Origin of the sequence: Pantoea sp. S61 (genome assembly GCF_016625145.1) — a bacterium.
GTDB lineage: Bacteria > Pseudomonadota > Gammaproteobacteria > Enterobacterales > Enterobacteriaceae > Pantoea > Pantoea rwandensis_B.
This window is the reverse complement of sequence record NZ_JACVUO010000007.1, coordinates 118,420-138,828: the sequence shown is the minus strand read 5'-3', so window position 1 is coordinate 138,828 and position 20,409 is coordinate 118,420. Positions and strand designations below refer to the sequence as shown.

The window sequence follows — 20,409 nt, the reverse complement described above, 5'->3', positions numbered from 1 at the left end:
TTAATGACGCGCGATGCATTACGCCACTACCAAAAAACAGGGCCATTACTGGCCCTGTTTTTATTCGTCTTCTTCGTCACGCAGCGGCACAATCAGCATATCAATATGTACCGTGTTGATCAGCTGTCGCGCGGATGACATCAGCTTGCTCCAGAAATCCTGATGGTGGCCACAGACCACTAAATCCACTTCATATTTCTTAATCGCATCCACCAGCACCTGGCCGAGATCGCCGCTGCCGCTCAGGGTTTCACTGATCGGATAACCGGCGTTGGTAGAAAGCTCTTTCAGCGCGGTGTGCGTCTCTTCAGAAATGCGTTTCTGCATGTCGCCCAGATTGACGTCAATTAGCCCGGTGTAAAGGTCTGAGTAATTCACATCAACGTGGATCAGCGAGATTTTTGCATCATAAGGACGGGCCAGTGAAACGGCTTTATCAACCAGCAGCTGGCTTTCCGGGGAAAGGTCTACGGCAATCAGGATATGTTTATAGGCCATGATAAAACTCCTTCTCAAGATTCTGGGGGCAACCCGTTGTTTGCCTTCACGGCAGGCGTTGTCCTTTGCGCACAATGGCGATGAAGCGCCGCCAGCCATCATTTATGCCATCAGGCGTATGTTGTTATGTTTTGAGTATAGCCAGAGTTGTTAACAAATGCTGCAATCCACGGCTCGCTTGTGAGGAAGATCAAGCGCTATCGCAATTTTCATTCGCGGCGAACGAAAATCATCGCTGGAAAAAAATTGAACAGATCTCCTACACTGAAAATGAGTGCCACTGCCGTCTGGGTAACGCGCTCGGGTTCGCATAACAACAATGCAATTCGATTCATCTGTGGCTGGTTAATTTCCCGTGGGGCGTCTGCAGCATTTCCCCGCTGCCTTCGACGTCATTGCGGCTCCAGCTGGGAGGGGAACATGATCAGCACTATCGCGCTTTTTTGGGCTCTGTGTGTGGTTTGTCTGGTGAATATGGCGCGCTACTTCTCTTCTTTGCGCTCGCTATTGGCTGTGCTGCGCGGTTGCGATCCACTGCTGTATCAATATGTGGATGGGGCGGGTTTCTTCACGTCTCATGGTCAGCCGAGCAAGCAGGTGCGACTGGTGCGTTATATCTGGGATAAACGCTATCGCGATCATCACGACGACGAATTTATTCGCCGCTGCGAGCGCGTGCGCAGGCAGTTTGTCCTGACCAGCGGGCTCTGTTTTTTGGTGGTGGTGAGTCTGGTTGGCCTGGCGATCTGGCATTAAACAGCGGCAATAAAAAAGGGCGACCTGTGTTGAACAGTCGCCCTCTTGTTTGCCGTTGAAGGCTTAGATAATTTTCAGCGCGATCCAGTAGAGCGAACCTGACAGCACAATACACACCGGCAGGGTGAACACCCACGCCATGGCGATGTTTTTGATAGTACGGCTCTGTAATCCACCGCCATCAACCAGCATGGTTCCGGCAACCGATGACGACAGGATATGCGTGGTCGAAACCGGCATTCCGGTATAGCTCGCGACACCAATCGACACGGCCGCAGTGACCTGCGCTGACATGCCCTGCGCATAGGTCATGCCTTTCTTACCGATTTTCTCACCGATGGTGGTCGCCACGCGACGCCAGCCAATCATGGTGCCAATGCCCAGCGCTAACGCCACGGCCATAATGATCCAGATCGGTGCGTACTCTACGGTGCCCAGCAGATCGCCCTTCAGCTTGTTGAGGAAGCGCTTATCGTCCGGGGTGGTCTCTGGCAGCTTCGCCGCTTTATCGGCCGTGTCCGAGACGCACATCAGCAGGCGACGCATCTGACTGCGCTGATCAACCGTCAGTTGGTCATAGCTGTTCAGATTGGTCAGCAAGAGTTGGGCACGATTAATAGCCTGCAGCGCACGGCTGCTATCGCAATGGAACTCATGCGGACCGCCCACAGATTCTTCCGGCGTTGGCACCGCTGGCGGCGCCATCTGGACGATATGCGTGAGTGAATCACTATGCTGCTGGTAATACTGCTCCAGATGATTGACCGCATCGCGCGTCCGGGTGATGTCATAACCCGAAGCGTTCATGTTGACCACGAAACCAGCGGGTGCCACACCAATCAGCACGAGCATAATCAGGCCAATGCCTTTCTGACCATCGTTAGCGCCGTGGGAGTAGCTCACGCCAATCGCTGAGACGATCAAGGCAATACGCGTCCAAAACGGTGGCTTCTTCTTGCCATCGATCTTTTCACGGTCAGCCGGTGTCATATGGATGCGCGAACGTTTAGGGGTTCCGCTCCAGTAACGACGCAGGATGAAAATCAATGAACCCGCAATCACCAGACCGACAATCGGTGACAGAATCAGAGACAGGAAAATATTGATCACTTTCGGCAGGTTGAGTGCGTCAACGACCGAGGTGCCGGTCATCAGTGCATTGGTGAGACCAATACCGATAATCGCGCCGATCAAGGTGTGAGAACTGGATGCCGGCAAGCCCAGATACCAGGTGCCAAGGTTCCAGATGATGGCTGCCAGCAGCATGGAGAACACCATGGCGAGGCCATGCGCAGAACCTACATTCAGCAGTAAATCCGTTGGCAGCATATGCACGATGGCATAGGCCACGCTTAAACCACCCAGCAAAACGCCTAAGAAGTTGAAAACACCCGCCATCACAACCGCCAATTGCGCCCGCATCGCGCGGGTATAAATGACTGTAGCGACTGCGTTAGCAGTGTCGTGGAAACCGTTGATTGCCTCATAGAACAAGACAAACAGCAGAGCTAATACCAAAAACAGGCCGGTACTGAGGTCAAGACCAGCGAACAGATGTAGCATAAACGTTACGCCATTTTTTGGAGGACATGAACGCGGCGCATTATCGGCGACAACCCGCATGATGTGAAAGGAAAATATAGCCCTTTTTTGTCTTAAAATTGCCACAAACCCGGTCAGACAAGGTAAAAAGACTGAAAAATAAGCGAGTTACAATATGACACATTTACGGCATTTTTTTGACGCTGGCGCGAAATGCCGCAGATCTCTACAATCATCGCCTTTCAATTATGTGGATTAATCACTGTGGACAAGTTTGACGTTATCGTAATAGGTGCAGGCGCTGCCGGCATGTTCTGTGCGGCGCAGGCAGGGCAGTTGGGTCGTCGTGTGCTGTTGCTGGATAACGGCAAAAAGGCGGGACGTAAAATCCTGATGTCCGGCGGTGGCCGCTGTAACTTTACCAATATGTACACCGAACCGGCGGCGTATCTCTCGCATAACCCGCATTTCAGCAAGTCGGCACTAGCGCGTTACACCCAGTGGGACTTCATCGATCTGGTGAATCGCCACAAGATTGCATATCACGAGAAAACCCTTGGCCAACTGTTCTGCGATGATTCGGCGCAGCAGATCGTGGATCTGCTGTTAAAAGAGTGCGAAGACGGACAAGTCACCGTGCGTTTGCGCAGTGAAGTGCTGAGCGTGACGCGTGATGAAAATGGCTACAGGCTACAGTTGAATGGCTCCGAGGTGCAGGCAGAAAAGCTGGTGATCGCGAGTGGGGGATTATCGATGCCGGGTCTCGGGGCAACGCCGTTTGGCTACAGAGTGGCCGAGCAGTTTGGTTTGAAAGTCTTTCCGACGCGCGCTGCACTGGTGCCTTTCACCCTGCATAAGCCGTTGCTGGAGCAGCTAAACACGCTGTCGGGTGTGGCGCTGCCCACCACCATTACGGCGCAGGACGGCACGCTGTTTAAAGAAGCGATGCTCTTTACCCATCGCGGCTTGTCGGGTCCGGCGGTGCTGCAAATTTCCAGCTACTGGCAGCCAGGTGAATTTGTCACCATTAATCTGTCGCCGGAGACCTCGCTCGATGATTTCATCAACGTGCAGCGCGAGGCACATCCAAACCTCAGCCTGAAAAACAGCCTGGCGAAAATTTTGCCAAAGCGACTGGTGGAAGTGTTGCAGGAGCTGAAACAGATCCCGGATGTGACGCTGAAGCAGCTCAACAGCAAACAGCAGGCCGAGTTGGTCACCACGTTGCATCAGTGGCGCGTGCAGCCAAATGGCACCGAAGGCTACCGTACCGCCGAAGTGACGATGGGCGGCGTCGATACCACACAGCTCTCTTCCAAAACCATGGAAGCGCGTGACGTGCCCGGCCTTTACTTCATCGGCGAAGTGGTGGATGTCACCGGTTGGCTCGGTGGATATAACTTCCAGTGGGCGTGGAGTTCAGCGTGGGCGTGCGCGCAGGCGCTGTAAATTATCACGTCGCCATTAATGGCGATGCTACTGCGCGAATACGAAATTCAGCTTGATGGTGAGGTTACAGCGCTAATGCCTGGCGCTGCGTCATGGCGTCGCTACAGCACTAACGCAAGGTTTTGCGTGATAGCGACGTTGCAACCCACATGCACGGATTGGGGGTTCGGCCACGAAACACCCTCAATGCGCGTTTTTTGCAGTGTGCGCAGTGATGCGCACCTGGCATTATTGAGTGGCTTTGCCCGCTAGCGTCGCTGCAGGTGTCAGGTTTTTCGGCTGCTCGTGCAGCAATACTTGCCCCAGCAGGCTATCGCTGTTGACCACACCGTATTTCAGATGCGTCGCGATATATTTGCGGTCAAAGCTGGTGAGTTTGTACACCGGTGGCAACACCTCTGGTAAAGCATCCACCATCAGCATGCGGCTCAGTTTCACCGGACGCCAGCCGCTCAGCGTTTGATACAATAACGCACCGGCTTCCGCTTTGCGTAAGTAGAAGTTGTAGTGATTCTCTTCCCGCAGCGCCTGCTGCTGAGCGATATACACCACCAGATAATCCGGCGTCTTGATACCCTGCAGAATCGTGTCGTAGTTCGGCAGCGCCAATAATTGCTGGAAGAAGGCCTCGGAGCCTAACTCCACAATCGGGCGGAAGCAGTGCAGCCAGCGGCCGATAAAGGCATTGTTTTTCGGCGCGGCAAGAAACCAGGATTCCATAACCGGATAAGCGCGATCGCGGGTGGATTCCTCGCGATAAAAAGCGACCAGGTCATAACGCTCATCCGCATTCACCGCTAACAGCTCATCAAGGCTGCGATTGAGGATAATGGTGGCATCCATCCAGATTCCGCCATAACGATGCAGCAGCTCCAGGCGAATCACATCGCTTTTGTGCGAAGCCCGCATCCCCGCGTGGACAAACTTCAGGTCGGGTAAATAGTCGTGCAGATTGAGATTGTTGATCACCGTCAGCGTATAGCCAGGGTTTTCACGGGCAATTTTGTCGACAAAAATCTGGACTTCAGCCGGGAGCTTTTCACTTTCCCAGTACATCCAAACCTGACGCGGAATGGGCGCAGGGGGATTAGCGCGAGCCTGCAAGTTAATATCCTGCTCGGCTGAGGGGTGGTAGGCGGGAAGGCGTTTGCGTGTGGTCAGTTTTTTTTCCGCCAGCAATGCCAGCGAAATCAAATGCATTTTAAGTTTATGGTTGGACATCATCATTCCTGTAACCCTGTCGGCCGCTATCCCAGCTTTTGCCGCTTTAAGGCGAAAAACTGGCCCTGTGACAGCGGGCACGATGAAGCGCGAATGGCGCGAAAAGTGGCTCAAAATTAACAAACAGCGCCGAACTGCTCAATAAATAAACTCTGAAAACGCTACTTTAAGAGAATACGCAGGCGGCGTTCATTTGCCGTGCCGTTGCCGTGGGTGTTTAAGGGCTGTTAACCGATGAATCTGTTAAGATCGCCGCGTTTTTTCAAACAGGCCCATGATTCCATGTTCAAACTTAAATTCCTTCTGCCCGTGCTTATCGTCATCAGCGCGGCTGTCTGGTGGCTGATGCCGCACTATAGCGATGAAGACAAAGGCTATTACATCGCCATGTTCTGCACCTTGACCCATGACGGGCGCGACAACTCACCCCAGGCAATGCAGCAGATCATTGAAGGCAGCAACTCGGACTATGCGCTGCAGAAAATTCATTTCCAGTCAGGTCTGGCAGAACATCTGCAAAGCGTGTGGCAGGATTTGTCAGTGGGGCAGCAACAGCAGGCGCGGCAGGACAGTCTGTCCTGCCGCAAGGTGATGTCTGAAAAGTTATTACCGGGTAAAGCAGTGCAGTGATTAATGAACGGGCAGCGCTAATACCGCGTCGGTGGTTTTGATCTCGGCAAACACATCAGCAACGCCTGCCAATGCGCTCTGCTGCAGCACCTTGTGATCGACCACCTTGTTATCCCAGGTCGCCAGATCGCGCGTGGCGGTGGCATCTTCCGGGATGATGACCGAGTAGCCAAGCGGTACGGCATCACGTGCGGTGGACGACACGCACATATGGGTCATCAGACCGGTGACAATTAACTGCTTGATGCCCAGACTGTCGAGTTGTTGTTTCAGATCGGTTCCCACGAAAGAACTCGGTGTGGCTTTGGTAATGACACGATCATTTTTGGCCGGCTGCAAATCCTTGTGGAATTCAGCGAAGCGGCTACCTTTGGCGAACAGCGGGCCATCTGCCGCGCCTTCATGGCGGACGAAGAACACTGGCATGCCATGCTTGTGTGCAAACTCAACCAGGCGCTTACTGTTTTGCAGCGCTTTCATACCGTCTGGAATGGGCATTTTGCCGCCAGCGAAGTATTCGTTCTGAATATCAATCACGATGACCGCGGTTTGATTGGCTGTCAGCTGGCTGGTGGCGGTGGCACCGCTCATTGTACGAATGGTCGGTGCATTTTCAGCTTTGTGTTCTTCGGCAATAGCACTGCCAGAAATTGCCATCGCTAATGCTAAGGTTCCTGAAGCAAAAAAGTTTTTCATCGCTAATAATCTCTTTGAGTGAGAAGTCAGGGTGACTTCCGATGCACAGCAGTATGGCGATTGTGCCGAAAGTGAAGGAGTACTGCGCATGACAAATAACGTTCACTTTGCGCCAAAAATGGCGCACCTGGATGCGCCCATCAAGGTCGGTATTGTGGTGTTTGACGACATCATCCCGTTTCATCTTTCCGTTCCCTGTGCGGTGTTTGAGAAGGCAGAACGCGAAGATGGCCGAGCTTGCTACCGGTTAATGATCTGTGCCACCCACGCCGGTCCGCTCCGCACCAACAGCGGTTTTTCGATTGTCGCGGAGCATGAACTGGCTATGCTGGCCGAAGCGGATATGGTGGTGGTGCCCAGCTGGAGCGATCCTGCCGTTGCGCCACCGCCCGCGTTGTTGCAAGCGTTACAGCAGGCTGCCCAGCGTGGTGCTCAGATTGTTGGCTTGTGTCTTGGCGCCTTTGTGCTGGGAGCCGCTGGCTTGCTGCAACAGCAGCGCGCCACGACACACTGGCGTTGGATGAGTGATTTTGAACGGCTTTACCCTGATGTGACGATTGACCGTGACGTGTTGTATATCGACGAAGGGCAGATTGTGACCTCGGCGGGCACTGCAGCGAGTATCGATTGCTGCCTGCATCTGGTACGTGAACAGTGTGGAGTCGATGTGGCCAACAGTGTGGCGCGCATGCTGGTGGTCCCGCCGCATCGGCAGGGCGGCCAGGCGCAATATATTGAACAGCCGGTCTATCACTCGGCGGGTAACGATCGATTTATGTCGGCGCTCAGTTGGGCCACCGAAAATTTGCAACAGGCCCTTACGCTGGATCAGTTGGCGGAGAGAGCGTTGATGAGCCGTCGCAGTTTTACGCGCCGTTTTAACCAAACCACCGGCAGCTGTTTCAGTGATTGGTTAGTGAACCAGCGCCTGGCATTGGCGCAGCGATTTTTGGAAAAAACCGACCAACCGATTGAGCTAATCGCTGAAAAAGCCGGATTCTCTTCGCCATTAATGTTAAGACGACATTTTAAAAAGAATTTGAATACGTCTCCGTTACAATATCGGAAAACATTTCGTGGTCGGGTGTGAATTAATGGTTTGTAAATCAACCTATTGATAAGAATGCATTGAAAATAGGGCGACTAAAATTATTTCCGGATCATTTTTGACAGGCTATCTGATGAGAAGAATATTTCAGCGTGGTCAATGAGGGTTATTCTTAACAACGGATGGCGTACCATCCGTTGTTATGCAAATCCTGCAAAGAAAAATAGTTACGCGGTTTATTAACGCATCACACAATCAATGCGTGAGGGAAATTGACCTGAACGCAGCGATGGCGTTCTCACTTCTTTCATTTTCTCACTGCTGTTAAATCCATGCTTACGGCAAATCACGCAGGGATCAGTGCTCTCTTTCAATTGCTGCTCGGCTTCGCTCCCCAGCTGACGCTTACGGCAGTAGAGTGGGGTGCAACCCATCACTTGCTTAAAGGAGCGAGTGAACGATTGCTGGCTTTCAAAATGGTATTTTACGGCCAGGCTGATGATCGGTGCGTTGCTGTATTTCAGCTCGCTGACACAGCATGCCAGTTTCTTTTTACGGATATACCGAGCCAGCGTTTCATTATGATAGCGGGCAAATAATTTCTGCAAATACCATTTGGAATAACCCGATTTCACGGCGATATCATCAATGCTCAAGCGCTGATCCAGATTGTCCATAATCCATTTGGTCACCGAATCAATAACCCCTTCGTTGTATTTTTGCGGCATCTTTTTGATCCTCCATTAGCTGGACACAGTGTAAAATAATTAATCTTTCCATTCATCCGATTAACGTAAAGTTTTATAAGGAATTGGCTGTTTTATTATTTGTCATCAAGACTGGTCTTGCTTTTAGTGAAATAAAGGCCGTTTATGTTGAACCGATGTTGAATATTTAGCGTAATCACGTACGTTATTTTTAACTCAAATTCCCCATCGCTTTGCCGGGCTTAACAGTTTGAGAAAACGTGGCGCTGGCACACCTCATCAATACGTCCTGGCGATTAACGTGCCAGACTGATGGTTTTTTCATAGCTCAGGAGCAGTGCGCATGGCTTTTCGTTTCCCGATAAAACAGTCACTTGCCGTGATATTGACGGCGATGGCAGCGCTACCCACCCCCTCTGCATTGGCGGCCAATGTGTATGGCGAACAGCTTGAAGGTTTTCATTACCCTTACACACTCGAGCATTTTTATTTCTCCTCTCAGCAGCAACCGCTGAGCATGGGGTATATGGATGTCAAACCCGCGCAGCAGGCCAATGGTCAAACGGTGGTGCTACTGCACGGTAAGAATTTTTGTGGTGCGACCTGGGAAGACACCATCAAAGCGCTTAGCCAGCAGGGATATCGGGTCATTGCGCCGGATCAGATTGGCTTTTGCAGCTCGACGAAACCTGCCAATTACCAATACAGCTTCCAGCAGCTGGCGCTGAATACCCATCAACTGTTAGCGCATCTTGGCGTGGCTAAAGCGGTGATGGTCGGGCATTCAACCGGTGGGATGCTGGCGACGCGCTACGCGCTGATGTATCCACAGCAGACACAGAAGCTGGTGCTGGTAAATCCGATTGGGCTTGAGGATTGGAAAGCCAAAGGTGCGCCATGGCGCTCGGTGGATCAGTGGTATCAGCGCGAACTGAAGCTCAGTGCGGCGGGCATTAAAAAGTATGAGCAGACGACTTACTACAGCGGTGAGTGGAAGCCGGAGTACGACAAGTGGGTGGATATGCTGGCAGGCCTCAACAGCGGGCCAGGCCACAAGAAGGTGGCGTGGAACTCTGCGCTCATTTACGACATGATTTTCACCCAGCCAGTCTATTACGAATTCAAAGACCTGAAAGTGCCGACAACGCTGATGATCGGAACCGCCGATACCACCGCGATTGGCAGTGATATCGCTCCGGCTGCGGTCAAAGCGCAGTTAGGTCATTACAATGTGTTGGGCAAACAGGTGACAAAGATGATTCCGGGGGCACATTTAATTGAGTTCCCAGGTATGGGACATGCGCCGCAGATGGAAGAGCCGCAGAAGTTTAATCAGACACTGATTAGCGATCTGGCGCGTCCACTGTAAGGTGCGGTGGCAGAGGGGCGTGCTTATCACGCCCTGGCATTACTGTGCCTGCTTTTTTTTGCCGTTTTTGGCTTCGTACATCCGCGCATCGCTGCCTTCCAGCAGCTGTTCCAGCGACAGCGGATGGTCGGGGTCAAACTCCACGATGCCTGATGAGAAGTGCAGTGCGTAGCGGCGGTCGAGATCCTGAGTTTGCTTTTGCAGGAAGCCATCAAAGCGCGCCAAAACGCCCTCAGCATCGGCCTGCTGTAAGCCGTTGAACAGCACCACAAACTCATCGCCACCCAGGCGGGCAAAGATATCAGCGTGGCGGAAACTCACTTTCATCGCATCCGCAAAATCCATCAATGCACGATCCCCCTCGCGGTGGCCGAGCGTATCATTGATGGCTTTAAAACGGTCGAGGTCGAGGAAGGTCAGACTGGCCGGGAGTTGTTTGGCTTCGCACTCATTCAGCGCAAGCTGTCCCAGCGTCATAAATCCGCGTCGGTTGGTGATTTGCGTCAGTTCATCTGAGGTCGCTGTCTGGAACGCCACTAACTCTGCTTCGGCCATCGCGGCCAAATCGCGCAGCGTATTCATATCATCCGCATTGAATTCGCGCGCATGGTGGTCGACGATACAGAGCGTGCCCACTTTGGCACCCGCGGGCGTACGCAGCGGACAACCGGCATAGAAACGCAGGGGATTCTCTGAGGTATTCACCAACGGATTATCGTGGAAGCGCTCATCTTCGAGGGCGTTTTCCACCACCATCACATCGTCTTGCAGGACGGCATGACCACAGAACGACGTATTTCGGGGTGCAGTCGCCGCGCTTTGGCCTGCGATGGATTTGAACCACTGGTGGTCTTCCTCCAACAGGCTAACCAGCGCAACCGGCACGCCGAATAAACGACGGGCAAGGCGGGTTAAACGGTCAAAACGCTCTTCTGCAGGCGTGTGCAGAATGTTGAGCGCACGTAACTGGGCCAGACGACGTGACTCGTCCGCAGGCAGTGCAGGTGCTTTCATCGCGTTACTCTTTCTTTTGATTTATTCGGGTACAACTTCACTGGTGTTTTGCTGCCATAACGGCATAAAGCGCTTAGCAACGGTTGCGATGCCCATTGCTAAGCGTAACGATTATCAGAGCACTTTTTGCTCGGCGAGATCAAGGGCAAAATAGCTGAAAATCAGGTCAGCACCGGCACGTTTAATCGCACCAAGGCTCTCCAGAACCACATTACGTTCGTCGATAGCACCCGCCTGCGCGGCGAATTTGATCATCGCGTATTCACCACTCACCTGGTACGCAGCCAGCGGCAGAGTAGTGCGTTCGCGGATATCACGCAGGATGTCGAGGTAAGCACCCGCCGGTTTTACCATCAGTGAATCGGCCCCTTCGGCTTCATCGATCAGGGACTCGCGGATCGCTTCACGGCGGTTCATCGGATTCATCTGATAAGTTTTACGATCGCCTTTTAATGCCGTTCCCGCCGCTTCACGGAACGGACCGTAGAATGAAGAGGCGAACTTGGTGGAGTAAGACATGATGGCCGTATCGGTGAAGCCTGCGGCATCCAGTGCCTGACGAATGGCTTTCACCTGGCCATCCATTGCCGCTGAAGGAGCGATAAAATCCGCACCGGCTTGCGCGGCGACCACGGCTTGTTTGCCGAGGTTAATCAATGTCTGGTCGTTATCCACGCCGTGATCGCACAGCACGCCACAGTGGCCGTGGCTGGTGTATTCACAGAAGCAGGTATCGGACATCACGATCATTTCTGGCACGGTGTCTTTGCAGATACGCGACATACGCGCCACCAGGCCATTCTCATTCCATGCATCGCTGCCGGTTGCATCCGTGTGATGCGAGATACCGAAGGTCATCACTGAGCGAATACCGGCTTTGGCGATACGCTCAATTTCATAAGCGAGACGTTTCTCAGGAATACGCATCACACCCGGCATGGCGTTAATCGGCACGTAATCGTCCACGCCTTCTTCAACGAAGATTGGCAGGGCCAGATCGCTCAGACGAAGGTGGGATTCCTGGAACATTTCACGCATTGATGCGCTTTTGCGCAGTCTTCTTGGACGTTGGAGAAGATTGAATTCAGACATGTTCGTACAACTTTTGCTGGTGAAAAAAGTGACAACAGTTTACCCCTTTTCGCCAGCGGGGATGAAGGATTGTGTGCGGAAACGAAAACTCCCGCCGGGCGGCGGGAGTGGGGAAGATTACTCGTTGATGTCCGGGTGCTGCTGCACCAGGTTTTTACGTTTCGCCTCGAGCTTAGCGATCTCATCATCAATATCTTCGATTTTCTGCTCAATGTTGTCGTGATGCTCCTGCAGGATTTCACGCGCTTCTTCAATATCCGACGCCGCCGGTGTGGCACCGCGCAGCGGCTTGTTGGCGGTCTCTTTCATGTAGATACCGGTGATCAAACCAATCACCGCGACCACCATCAGATAATAAGCCGGCATATACAGATTGTTGGTTGTCTCAACCAGCCATGCGGCGAAGGTCGGAGTTAAACCGGCAATCAGTACCGAGATATTGAAGGCACTGGCCAGCGCACTGTAACGAATGTGCGTTGGGAACATCGCCGGCAGCGACGAAGCCATCACGCCGGTAAAGGCATTGAGGATCACCGCCAGCAGCAGCAGACCCGCAAAAATCAGCCCCAGCACGCCGCTGTTAATCAACATAAAGGCCGGAATCGAGAAGGCGAACAGCGCGATACTGCCGATGATGATAAACGGACGACGGCCAAAGCGGTCACTCAGCATGCCCATCACCGGCTGCACAAACAGCATACCCATCATGATGGCGATAATGATCAGTACGCCGTGATCTTCCGAGTAGTGCAGGTTATGCGACAGGTAGCTCGGCATGTAAGTCAGCAGCATGTAGTAGGTCACGTTGGTGGCAATCACCAGACCGATACAGGCCAGCAGACTTTTCCAGTGCTTGGTGGCGATCTCTTTGAACGAAACTTTAGGACCGTCACGCAGACCTTCACGATCGCCTTGCTCCAGCTTCTCAACGTGCTGCTGAAACGCCGGTGTCTCTTCCAGTGCGTGACGCAGATACAGGCCGATGATACCTAACGGCAGCGCGAGGAAGAACGGCAGACGCCAGCCCCACTCAAGGAATTTCGCTTCGCCGATGACGGTGGAAATCAGCACCACGACGCCCGCACCCAGCACGAAGCCGGCAATGGAGCCGAAGTCGAGCCAGCTGCCCATAAAGCCACGTTTACGGTCCGGCGAATATTCCGCGACAAAGATCGAGGCACCGGTATATTCACCGCCCACCGAGAAGCCCTGCGCCATTTTCGCCAGCAGCAGCAGAATCGGAGCCCAGATGCCGATGGTGGCATAAGAGGGGATCAGGCCGATACAGAAGGTACTGATCGACATGATGACAATGGTAATGGAGAGGATTTTCTGACGACCGTATTTGTCGCCGAGCATACCAAAGAACAGACCACCCAGCGGGCGAATCAGGAAGGGAACAGAGAAGGTACCCAGTGCAGCAATCATCTGCACGCTTGGCGACGCATCCGGGAAGAACACTTTACCCAGCGCATACGCGACAAAGCCATAAACACCGAAATCAAACCACTCCATCGCGTTGCCCAGAGACGCGGCGGTAATGGCTTTTCGCAAACGGGCGTCATCGATAATCGTGACGTCATCCAGCCCGATAGGTTTTACACGCTTCCTACGTAGTTTCATGATGTAACCCTGTATTGGAAATCGAAAAATCCTCAACGCTGCAGACTACATTTTGTGGCCAGTCCACGCCGTTGAGAAGATTTAAGCATAGCCGTGAAAGAGGATTTTATCCGGCGTAGCAACGGTAATAATTAGGGGCGAAATGATTACGTCCCGCGACAGAGTATACCGATTTTGTGTGATATTTGTCATGTTTCAGCCAGCAACTGGCTATTTTTTGGCTAAAACTCTGGTGGAAAGACGGAGGAAACGCAGCTTATAAAATCCTGGTTATCGCGTGTCAGGCCGCGTAATGCGTGCGTTTCAGCCAGGAATGCATCCAAAGGGAGGCAAAGCGTGTCATTTATTTTTTTTATGAAAAAACGCGGAGAAAATTTTGATGATTATCAGTGATATCAACTGCGCATCGCTGATTGATTAATCCATTGTTCTGACAAGTGGCGGCTTGATTGCCATACCTGATTGTTGCGCAAATAAATAAGAATTTCTTATCATTAAGCGAGGCGGTAAGTTTGCTTGCCAGCTTGTAATCATTCGGTAATACTCTGCCGCCTGGCTCAGGTGGAGTGTTCATGTCGAGAAAAAACGCCCGATTGTTTGATAATCCCTGGCTGTCGCAAATTGACAGTGTAGAAAGAAATCTTATCAATTATGCGCCTGATGCACGGCGAACGTTTGCCGATCCTGTGGCACCGATTGGCTGGATTGACTGCGGTGAACGCGCCGATGCCCAATTGGCGTTACTGGCCCAACAACCTGATGAGCTGCTGAAACGCCTGAAAACATGGCGGCAAGCGGGATTGCTCACCAGCCAGGCGGCCGAGAGTTTGCGGCAGCTGCAACGCCTGACGCAAACCAGCATCGCGCGTAATCAACCCATTACCCAGCTTGATGAGTATCAGCAGTTGGTGGGACAGCTGACGCCGACCCTGGAACGTATTAACCAGCGCCTGAATGGCCAGCGCCCGCCGGTCTCGCTGGCGGATGACACTCTGGAAGTGGCGCTGCGTATCGCCGAAAAACGGCGTCGCTCAGAGTAGCGAGCGCAGGGGTGCGCCGCTTATCCATCCCTGAATATCTTCCACTGCCTGCGTGAAGTAGGTGCGGTAATTGGTGTCGGCGACATAGCCAAGGTGCGGCGTGGCCAGCACATTGGGCAGATGGCGCAACGGGTGGTCAGCAGGTAGCGGTTCCTGTTCGAACACATCGATTCCGGCCCCAGCCAATTGACCGGATTGCAGCGCGGCAATCATCGCTTGCTGGTCGACAAGTGCGGCGCGTGAGGTGTTGATCAACAGCGCGCCCGGCTTCATTTGCGCCAGTGCAGCCCGGTCAATCACGTGGCGCGAGCGCTCGCTGAGCACCAGGTGCACCGAGACAAAATCGCTCGCTTGCATCAAGGCGTGCAGCGAAGGCATCCGTTCTGCGCCACATTCCCTCGCGCGTGAGTCGGTGAGATTCTGACTCCATGCGCAAATGCGCATCCCAAAGGCCTGCGCCACTTTGGCCATCTCGCCACCGATTTTACCCAGCCCCACTAAGCCCAACGTTTTGCCCTGCAAACCGAGCCCCAGTGTTTGCTGCCACGGCCCGTTATTGCGCAGTGCCTGGTTTTCTACCCCAATGTGGCGTGCCAGCCCAATCAGTAAGCCCCAGCTGAGTTCCATCGGTGCAGCGCTGCTGCTAGCGGTGCCGCACACGGCTATATAGCGCTCGGCACAGGCATGCAGATCAATCGAGGCATTACGCATGCCGGAGGTGATCACTAGTTTCAGGTTAGGCAAGCGACCAATCAGTTCGGCCGTGAGCGGTGTGCGCTCGCGCATGATGACCAGAATATCGGCGTGTTCGATGTGACGAATCAGCTCGTCTTCATGATCAAAATGCCGGGTCAGTGCGGTGGTGTGGACAGTAGGTTGCAGCGATGCCCAATCGGCCAGCGACAGGGCCACGTTCTGGTAATCATCAAGAATGATGCAATTCAGGCTCATGGGATTCCTCAACGAGAAGTGGTTGGCGCCCTTGCTCATTGAGCCAGGCGCGGAGCCGGTCATTATCCATCGGACGGGCATAATAGTAGCCCTGAATCAGCACCACGCCACGCTGCCGAAGGTATTCGTATTGCAACGAGGTTTCGACCCCTTCACCCAGTACATCCAGCTTGAGTTTGTGGCACAGATTAATGATGGCATCCAGCACCGGTGTTTCTACCTCCAGACCTTCAATGGCGTTAATGAAGCCGCGATCGATTTTCAGGTAATCCAGCGGGAAGGTCAGCAGATAAGAAAGTGAGCAGTGGCCGGTACCAAAGTCATCAATCGCCACTTTCATGCCGTGTGACTGCAGGTAGCGGAGTTTACGCGCCACCAGTTCGCCATCATCAATCAGGCTGCGCTCGGTGAGCTCCAGCGTCACCACCATCTGCTTGTCTTTAATGCGGCGGGCAAAGCGCTGAATGTCCTGCACGAAATCGGCATGTTGCAAGTGTTCTGCCGCCACGTTCAGGCCAATATGGAAACCGGGCTCAACCTCCCAGCCCTGAATATCTTCCGCCATCAGATCCAGCAAATGCTGGGTCAGTTGCACAATTATCCCTTCAGATTCGGCGTGGCTGATAAAGATATCCGGACGGATCATCTCACCATTCGGCAATTGCCAGCGCAACAGGGCTTCCGCGCCTTTACAGCGCTCGATTTCCGTGCTGTAAACCGGCTGGTAATGGACCGAGAATTGACGGCTACGCATCGCGCGGCGGATTTCATCGGCCCACGAAATGCGGCGGCGCAGCCAGTTGGCGGTCAATACCATCAGCAGGATAGAGAAAATTGCCGCCATCGGCAGGAAGATAAACAGCGCCTGACGCCAGGCCTTCAGCAACTCGGAGGCGGGCACGGTGACATTCACGCTAATGGGGTAGCGGCTGGATTCGGCCTGATAAGGCTCGCTTTTTAAATACAGCTCGGGTTCGATATCGGCAGGGCCACTGGTAATCGGTGCGCCGCCGCTAAAGCGCAAGCTCATTTGATAGCCACGTGACTCACCAATGGCGTGCATAAAATCCATCAGATACTGGCCATCAATTACCGCCCAGAAACCGGTAGTGTCTGGGAGTTGACGCACGAACACCACGGCGGGTCGATTGGGCACGCCGTAAGTGCCACGAATCGAGATACTCCACCAGGCTTTGCCGGTGATTGGCGGCGGTTGCATCATCATCTGGGTCAGTGTGCCATTGGCTAAACCAAAGGCAGACGAGCAGCTAATGTTCTCGCCACTCAGCAGACCGACGGAACGGAAATAGGCGTTGAGGGTGCCAGCGCGCTGCAGCTGATCCTCGATCTTCGCACAAGGCTGATAATGGTACTGACGCAGTTGGGTGATCATATCCCAGGCGTTATCACTCATTTTTTCGGCTTGAGTGAGTAAGGAGTTAGCGGTGGAGATCTGCTGCTGGCTCACCGTGTGCCGCGCTTCAATGGCCGTACAAAGGATGCCCAGTACCAGCGGTAATAACCCGGCACAGACAATTAACAGCCAGCCAAAATCGCGATTTTTTCTTTGCGGTGGCACCTGACTTTCCTCGGTCATTTTAAGCAGCAGATGAGGGCTAAGCTGCGGCGTCAGCAGCATAACACTTCCAGGGGCCGTGCATATTAGCGTTTTGCTTTTGCTTTGGACTGACTCAGGTCAAATATCGGCGTCGCTTTGCGTTAATTGACAATGTTTTGCCGTTATTGGCATTTCCCAGCGGGAAAAGCGCTGTGCCACGATGATGGGAAAGCATATTGACCTGAAATGAGGAGCGAAAATGAGCACTGAAACCCTGGATGTGGCTTCCCTGCGCCAACGCATCAGCGAAGGCGAATGGCAGGCGCGTGTGAAGCTGGCGCAGGCCTATCACCTGGCGGCCAGGCTGCGCTGGACTGACCATATCTACACCCACTTTTCTCTGCGTGTGCCGGGGGATCAGCCCCATTTTCTGATTAACGCTTTTGGTCAAACCTTCGATGAAATCTCGGCGGAGACGCTGGTGAAAATTGATATCGACGGAAACATCATTGATGACCCGACGGGGCTGGGGATTAACCACGCGGGATTTGTGATTCACAGCGCCATTCACCGTGCGCGTCCGGATGCGCATGCCGTGCTGCATACGCATACGGCGGCGGGCATTGGTGTCTCTGCGCAGCGCAACGGTTTGCTGATGATTTCGCAGCACAGCACGCGCTTCCACAATCGCCTTGGCTATCACGATTACGAAGGCATTGCGTTGGATCTTGATGAGCAGCAACGCATTGTGGCCGATCTTGGCGATCTTAACGCGTTGATTCTGCGCAATCACGGTTTACTCACCAGCGGTGGCAGCATCGAAGAAGCATTCTATAACCTTTACTACCTGGAGCGTGCTTGCCAGGCGCAGCTAGCAGCTCAGTCGGGCGGTGCGGATTTGATCATCCTGCCTGATGCGGTATCCGAGAAAGCGGCGCAAGCCTTCGACAACAGCATCCGTAACCACAAATATCAGCTGCACTGGGATGCTTACATCCGCCAGCTCAACCGCAACGCACTCTGAGAATCCCCTATGAAATGGATGAAACCGGTTGTTTCGACGCTGTTGCTGTGCGCGGCGTTTAGCAGTCAGGCGGCACCTGATTTAAGCAAAGTCACTCTGGTGCTGGGCGATCAGGCGCGCAATCTGCGTTCGCTGATTGAGGCCGCCGATGTGATGAAAGATGCGCCCTATCAGTATCGCTGGGCGAATTTCCAGGGTGCGGCACCGCTGTTTGAAGCGCAACGTGCGGGGGCAGTCGATACCTCTTACGCCGGTGATCTCCCGGTACTGATGGCGGCATCCGGTGGGGTACCGTTGAAGATCATCGCCACCAACGTCGGCGATGCCGGTTCGAACGGGGTGATCGTCCCGGCTGATTCACCGATTCACAGTGTGAAAGATCTGGTCGGAAAGGAAGTGGTGGTGTCATCGGCGCGCGGCAGCATTTCCCAGCATCTACTGTATGAAGCGCTGGAAGAAGCGCAGGTAAAACGCGATACGGTGCCGGTGCGGTTTGTTTTGCCAACCGATGCCAGCGCCGCGTTTAATTCCGGGCAAATTGCCGCCTGGGCCACGTTCGATCCCTATCTGGGGATTGCCGAACAGCACGGTGCACGCCTGCTGCGCGATGGCAAAGGGTTAACCACGGCACTGTCGTTTGTCACTGCCACGCAGAGTTCGCTGGACGATCCCGCTAAGCGAGCGGCGATTGTCGATTTCACTCATCGTTTAGCCAAAGCCCGCGAATGGGCGCTGGAGCACCCGCAGCAGTACAACGCAGTCTATGCCCAGTTAACACGTCTTTCGCCGGAAGATGCGCAGAAGATTACGCCGCGCATTTCGCACGGCGTTCGGGGGGTGACGGCAGAAGATGTGGCGAAAGTGCAGAAGGTGTCAGATCTGTTTAGCGAACTGAAGATTTTGCCGAACAAAGTCGATGTACAGGCGATTACCGATAACAGCGTGTTTACGCATTGACTGCTCCCCGCCCTAATGGGCGAGGATTCCCACTTCAACGCAACCTACCTAAACCACCTTAAGCGGCTTTAGGGTTTACAGTCGCTCCATGGGCTAACGCGGCCAGCCCGACCGCTTTTATATTCTTCGCCGCGTTTACGTCACGATCATGGTGAGCCCCACATTCAGCGCAAGTCCATGACCTGACATTAAGCGCCATTTTTGGCAGGGTATAGCCGCAACCGCTACAACGTTTTGAGGACGGGAAAAACCGGTCAATGGCGACCACGGATCGCCCCGACCATTCGCCCTTGTATTCAAGCTGACGAACAAATTCGCCCCAGCTTGCGTCTGCTATCGCCTTGGAGAGTTTCGAATTGCGGATCATGTTTTTCACTTTAAGGGATTCGATGCAAACAACTTGGTTATCGTTAATGAGTTTGCGGGATAGTTTGTGCAGATTATCCATACGGCAATCAGCAATTTTTGCGTGAATGCGGGCGACTTTTACACGGGCTTTAGCGCGATTTTTTGAGCCTTTTTTCTTCTTGCTCAATCGACGCTGGAGCAGCGCGAGGCGCTTCGCATATTTAGCGGTGTGGCGGGGATTGCCTGTTTTGTATCCGTTATCGGTGACGAACAAATCTGTTAAACCAACATCAATGCCGACCGTTTTAGCGGTGATCGGCAGTGATACAGGTTCAAACTCGCACAGGCACGACACGAAATAGCGCCCCGCTGAATCTTTAGATACGGTGACGGTAGACGGCACGGATGGCAAAGGGCGACTCCAGCGCACGTCTAAAGGCGCTTTGCTCTTTGCCATAAACAACTTGCCATCACGGTATTTAAACGCGGCATCGGTCAGCGTAGCCGTCTGTTTATGGCGCTTGCTTTTGAATGTGGGATATTTCGCCCGACCGGCAAAGAAGTGAGAAAAGGCGGCTTGTTGGTGGCGTAGCGCCTGCTGCAATGGAACGCTGGAAACGTCATTGAGCCATGCAAAATCTGGCTCTTTTTTGAGAGCGGTTAGTCGTGCGCTGGCTTGCGTATAACCGATCTTTTCCTGGCGGTCATAGTATGCGTCAGTGCGCCAGCGCAGAATGCTGTTATAGACAAAACGCACACACCCGAATGTTTGAGCCAAAAGCTCAATCTGATCGGGGGTAGGATAGAATCTGTATTTATATGCGCGCTTCATATCTTACATATTACGGAACATCATTTAAGAAACTCAAGGGATGTTACGCAGTTA

Annotated in this window: 19 protein-coding genes; 8 read left to right on the top strand and 11 right to left on the bottom strand. The window is 53.3% G+C overall.

Annotated features, from left to right (window positions below; translation table 11 throughout):
* Positions 1–60: 60 nt before the first annotated feature.
* Positions 61–498: a universal stress protein UspA gene (uspA, locus tag IAE30_RS15410; RefSeq protein WP_045814098.1), complete on the bottom strand. Its 438-nt coding sequence runs from the start codon at positions 496–498 to the stop codon at positions 61–63.
* Positions 499–918: 420 nt separating this feature from the next.
* Between uspA and uspB the strand changes: the two genes are divergently transcribed.
* A complete protein-coding gene (uspB, locus tag IAE30_RS15405; protein ID WP_034819764.1) occupies positions 919–1,254 on the top strand; it encodes a universal stress protein UspB in 336 nt (111 codons plus the stop codon).
* 63 nt (positions 1,255–1,317) lie between these two features.
* On the opposite strand, the gene pitA is transcribed toward uspB, so the two are convergent.
* The gene (gene pitA, locus IAE30_RS15400) at positions 1,318–2,817 is read right to left on the bottom strand and encodes an inorganic phosphate transporter PitA (protein WP_038644233.1); all 1,500 of its coding nucleotides are present in this window, start codon (positions 2,815–2,817) and stop codon (positions 1,318–1,320) included.
* Positions 2,818–3,060: 243 nt separating this feature from the next.
* Here pitA and IAE30_RS15395 point away from each other — a divergent pair, with 243 nt between their 5' ends.
* Entirely contained in the window at positions 3,061–4,245 is a 1,185-nt protein-coding gene (locus tag IAE30_RS15395; protein ID WP_200680322.1) for an NAD(P)/FAD-dependent oxidoreductase, read from the top strand.
* Positions 4,246–4,473: 228 nt separating this feature from the next.
* Here IAE30_RS15395 and IAE30_RS15390 read toward each other — a convergent pair whose 3' ends face one another.
* On the bottom strand, positions 4,474–5,472 hold the full coding sequence (locus IAE30_RS15390; RefSeq protein ID WP_234465511.1) for a glycosyltransferase family 32 protein: 999 nt from the start codon (positions 5,470–5,472) through the stop codon (positions 4,474–4,476).
* Positions 5,473–5,748: 276 nt separating this feature from the next.
* On the opposite strand from IAE30_RS15390, the gene IAE30_RS15385 reads away from it, so the two are divergent.
* Complete coding sequence (locus tag IAE30_RS15385; RefSeq protein ID WP_038649821.1) at positions 5,749–6,096, top strand: hypothetical protein; 348 nt, start codon at positions 5,749–5,751, stop codon at positions 6,094–6,096.
* Here the strand turns inward: IAE30_RS15385 and IAE30_RS15380 are convergent, their stop codons facing one another.
* The gene (locus IAE30_RS15380) at positions 6,097–6,792 is read right to left on the bottom strand and encodes a cysteine hydrolase family protein (protein WP_200680321.1); all 696 of its coding nucleotides are present in this window, start codon (positions 6,790–6,792) and stop codon (positions 6,097–6,099) included.
* A gap of 88 nt (positions 6,793–6,880) precedes the next feature.
* Here IAE30_RS15380 and IAE30_RS15375 point away from each other — a divergent pair, with 88 nt between their 5' ends.
* Complete coding sequence (locus IAE30_RS15375) at positions 6,881–7,882, top strand: GlxA family transcriptional regulator (protein ID WP_200680319.1); 1,002 nt, start codon at positions 6,881–6,883, stop codon at positions 7,880–7,882.
* A gap of 197 nt (positions 7,883–8,079) precedes the next feature.
* Here IAE30_RS15375 and IAE30_RS15370 read toward each other — a convergent pair whose 3' ends face one another.
* On the bottom strand, positions 8,080–8,568 hold the full coding sequence (locus IAE30_RS15370) for a helix-turn-helix domain-containing protein (RefSeq protein WP_038644237.1): 489 nt from the start codon (positions 8,566–8,568) through the stop codon (positions 8,080–8,082).
* 322 nt (positions 8,569–8,890) lie between these two features.
* Between IAE30_RS15370 and IAE30_RS15365 the strand changes: the two genes are divergently transcribed.
* Positions 8,891–9,916: an alpha/beta fold hydrolase gene (locus IAE30_RS15365; RefSeq protein ID WP_038644238.1), complete on the top strand. Its 1,026-nt coding sequence runs from the start codon at positions 8,891–8,893 to the stop codon at positions 9,914–9,916.
* A gap of 39 nt (positions 9,917–9,955) precedes the next feature.
* Here the strand turns inward: IAE30_RS15365 and IAE30_RS15360 are convergent, their stop codons facing one another.
* The 3 genes from IAE30_RS15360 to proP all read right to left on the bottom strand — a co-directional run bounded on the left by IAE30_RS15360 (position 9,956) and on the right by proP (position 13,645).
* Entirely contained in the window at positions 9,956–10,930 is a 975-nt protein-coding gene (locus IAE30_RS15360; protein WP_200538722.1) for a diguanylate cyclase, read from the bottom strand.
* A gap of 114 nt (positions 10,931–11,044) precedes the next feature.
* Positions 11,045–12,022 carry a porphobilinogen synthase gene (gene hemB / locus IAE30_RS15355; protein ID WP_034819746.1) on the bottom strand — a complete coding sequence of 326 codons (978 nt, stop codon included), beginning with the start codon at positions 12,020–12,022 and terminating at the stop codon, positions 11,045–11,047.
* A gap of 117 nt (positions 12,023–12,139) precedes the next feature.
* Positions 12,140–13,645 (bottom strand): glycine betaine/L-proline transporter ProP, encoded by a 1,506-nt coding sequence (gene proP / locus IAE30_RS15350; RefSeq protein WP_045833759.1) that lies wholly within the window; start codon positions 13,643–13,645, stop codon positions 12,140–12,142.
* A 572-nt stretch (positions 13,646–14,217) separates the two neighbouring features.
* Here proP and IAE30_RS15345 point away from each other — a divergent pair.
* Positions 14,218–14,685: a hypothetical protein gene (locus tag IAE30_RS15345; protein ID WP_200680317.1), complete on the top strand. Its 468-nt coding sequence runs from the start codon at positions 14,218–14,220 to the stop codon at positions 14,683–14,685.
* Here IAE30_RS15345 and IAE30_RS15340 read toward each other — a convergent pair.
* Both IAE30_RS15340 and IAE30_RS15335 read right to left on the bottom strand, forming a co-directional pair.
* Positions 14,677–15,636, bottom strand: coding sequence for a D-2-hydroxyacid dehydrogenase family protein (locus tag IAE30_RS15340; protein WP_200680315.1), 960 nt, complete (start codon positions 15,634–15,636; stop codon positions 14,677–14,679). The genes IAE30_RS15345 and IAE30_RS15340 overlap by 9 nt on opposite strands.
* Positions 15,611–17,215: an EAL domain-containing protein gene (locus IAE30_RS15335; RefSeq protein ID WP_200680363.1), complete on the bottom strand. Its 1,605-nt coding sequence runs from the start codon at positions 17,213–17,215 to the stop codon at positions 15,611–15,613. Before IAE30_RS15335 ends, IAE30_RS15340 begins: the two co-directional genes overlap by 26 nt.
* A gap of 238 nt (positions 17,216–17,453) precedes the next feature.
* Between IAE30_RS15335 and IAE30_RS15330 the strand changes: the two genes are divergently transcribed.
* Both IAE30_RS15330 and IAE30_RS15325 read left to right on the top strand, forming a co-directional pair.
* On the top strand, positions 17,454–18,218 hold the full coding sequence (locus IAE30_RS15330) for a class II aldolase/adducin family protein (protein ID WP_038644243.1): 765 nt from the start codon (positions 17,454–17,456) through the stop codon (positions 18,216–18,218).
* Positions 18,219–18,227: 9 nt separating this feature from the next.
* Positions 18,228–19,175: an ABC transporter substrate-binding protein gene (locus IAE30_RS15325; RefSeq protein ID WP_045833762.1), complete on the top strand. Its 948-nt coding sequence runs from the start codon at positions 18,228–18,230 to the stop codon at positions 19,173–19,175.
* A 58-nt stretch (positions 19,176–19,233) separates the two neighbouring features.
* Here the strand turns inward: IAE30_RS15325 and IAE30_RS15320 are convergent, their stop codons facing one another.
* A complete protein-coding gene (locus IAE30_RS15320; RefSeq protein WP_200538719.1) occupies positions 19,234–20,355 on the bottom strand; it encodes an RNA-guided endonuclease TnpB family protein in 1,122 nt (373 codons plus the stop codon).
* Between the last annotated feature and the right edge of the window lie 54 nt (positions 20,356–20,409).

Excerpts from the sequence above, each read along its gene's own strand:
- hemB (WP_034819746.1), bottom strand. The coding sequence starts at position 12,022 with ATGTCTGAATTCAATCTTCTCCAACGTCCAAGAAGACTGCGCAAAAGC.
- uspA (WP_045814098.1), bottom strand. The coding sequence starts at position 498 with ATGGCCTATAAACATATCCTGATTGCCGTAGACCTTTCCCCGGAAAGC.
- IAE30_RS15330 (WP_038644243.1), top strand. The coding sequence starts at position 17,454 with ATGAGCACTGAAACCCTGGATGTGGCTTCCCTGCGCCAACGCATCAGC.
- IAE30_RS15360 (WP_200538722.1), bottom strand. The coding sequence starts at position 10,930 with ATGAAAGCACCTGCACTGCCTGCGGACGAGTCACGTCGTCTGGCCCAG.
- IAE30_RS15340 (WP_200680315.1), bottom strand. The coding sequence starts at position 15,636 with ATGAGCCTGAATTGCATCATTCTTGATGATTACCAGAACGTGGCCCTG.
- IAE30_RS15320 (WP_200538719.1), bottom strand. The coding sequence starts at position 20,355 with ATGAAGCGCGCATATAAATACAGATTCTATCCTACCCCCGATCAGATT.
- IAE30_RS15390 (WP_234465511.1), bottom strand. The coding sequence starts at position 5,472 with ATGATGATGTCCAACCATAAACTTAAAATGCATTTGATTTCGCTGGCA.
- IAE30_RS15365 (WP_038644238.1), top strand. The coding sequence starts at position 8,891 with ATGGCTTTTCGTTTCCCGATAAAACAGTCACTTGCCGTGATATTGACG.
- IAE30_RS15380 (WP_200680321.1), bottom strand. The coding sequence starts at position 6,792 with ATGAAAAACTTTTTTGCTTCAGGAACCTTAGCATTAGCGATGGCAATT.
- proP (WP_045833759.1), bottom strand. The coding sequence starts at position 13,645 with ATGAAACTACGTAGGAAGCGTGTAAAACCTATCGGGCTGGATGACGTC.
- uspB (WP_034819764.1), top strand. The coding sequence starts at position 919 with ATGATCAGCACTATCGCGCTTTTTTGGGCTCTGTGTGTGGTTTGTCTG.
- IAE30_RS15345 (WP_200680317.1), top strand. The coding sequence starts at position 14,218 with ATGTCGAGAAAAAACGCCCGATTGTTTGATAATCCCTGGCTGTCGCAA.
- IAE30_RS15375 (WP_200680319.1), top strand. The coding sequence starts at position 6,881 with ATGACAAATAACGTTCACTTTGCGCCAAAAATGGCGCACCTGGATGCG.
- pitA (WP_038644233.1), bottom strand. The coding sequence starts at position 2,817 with ATGCTACATCTGTTCGCTGGTCTTGACCTCAGTACCGGCCTGTTTTTG.
- IAE30_RS15385 (WP_038649821.1), top strand. The coding sequence starts at position 5,749 with ATGTTCAAACTTAAATTCCTTCTGCCCGTGCTTATCGTCATCAGCGCG.
- IAE30_RS15370 (WP_038644237.1), bottom strand. The coding sequence starts at position 8,568 with ATGCCGCAAAAATACAACGAAGGGGTTATTGATTCGGTGACCAAATGG.
- IAE30_RS15325 (WP_045833762.1), top strand. The coding sequence starts at position 18,228 with ATGAAATGGATGAAACCGGTTGTTTCGACGCTGTTGCTGTGCGCGGCG.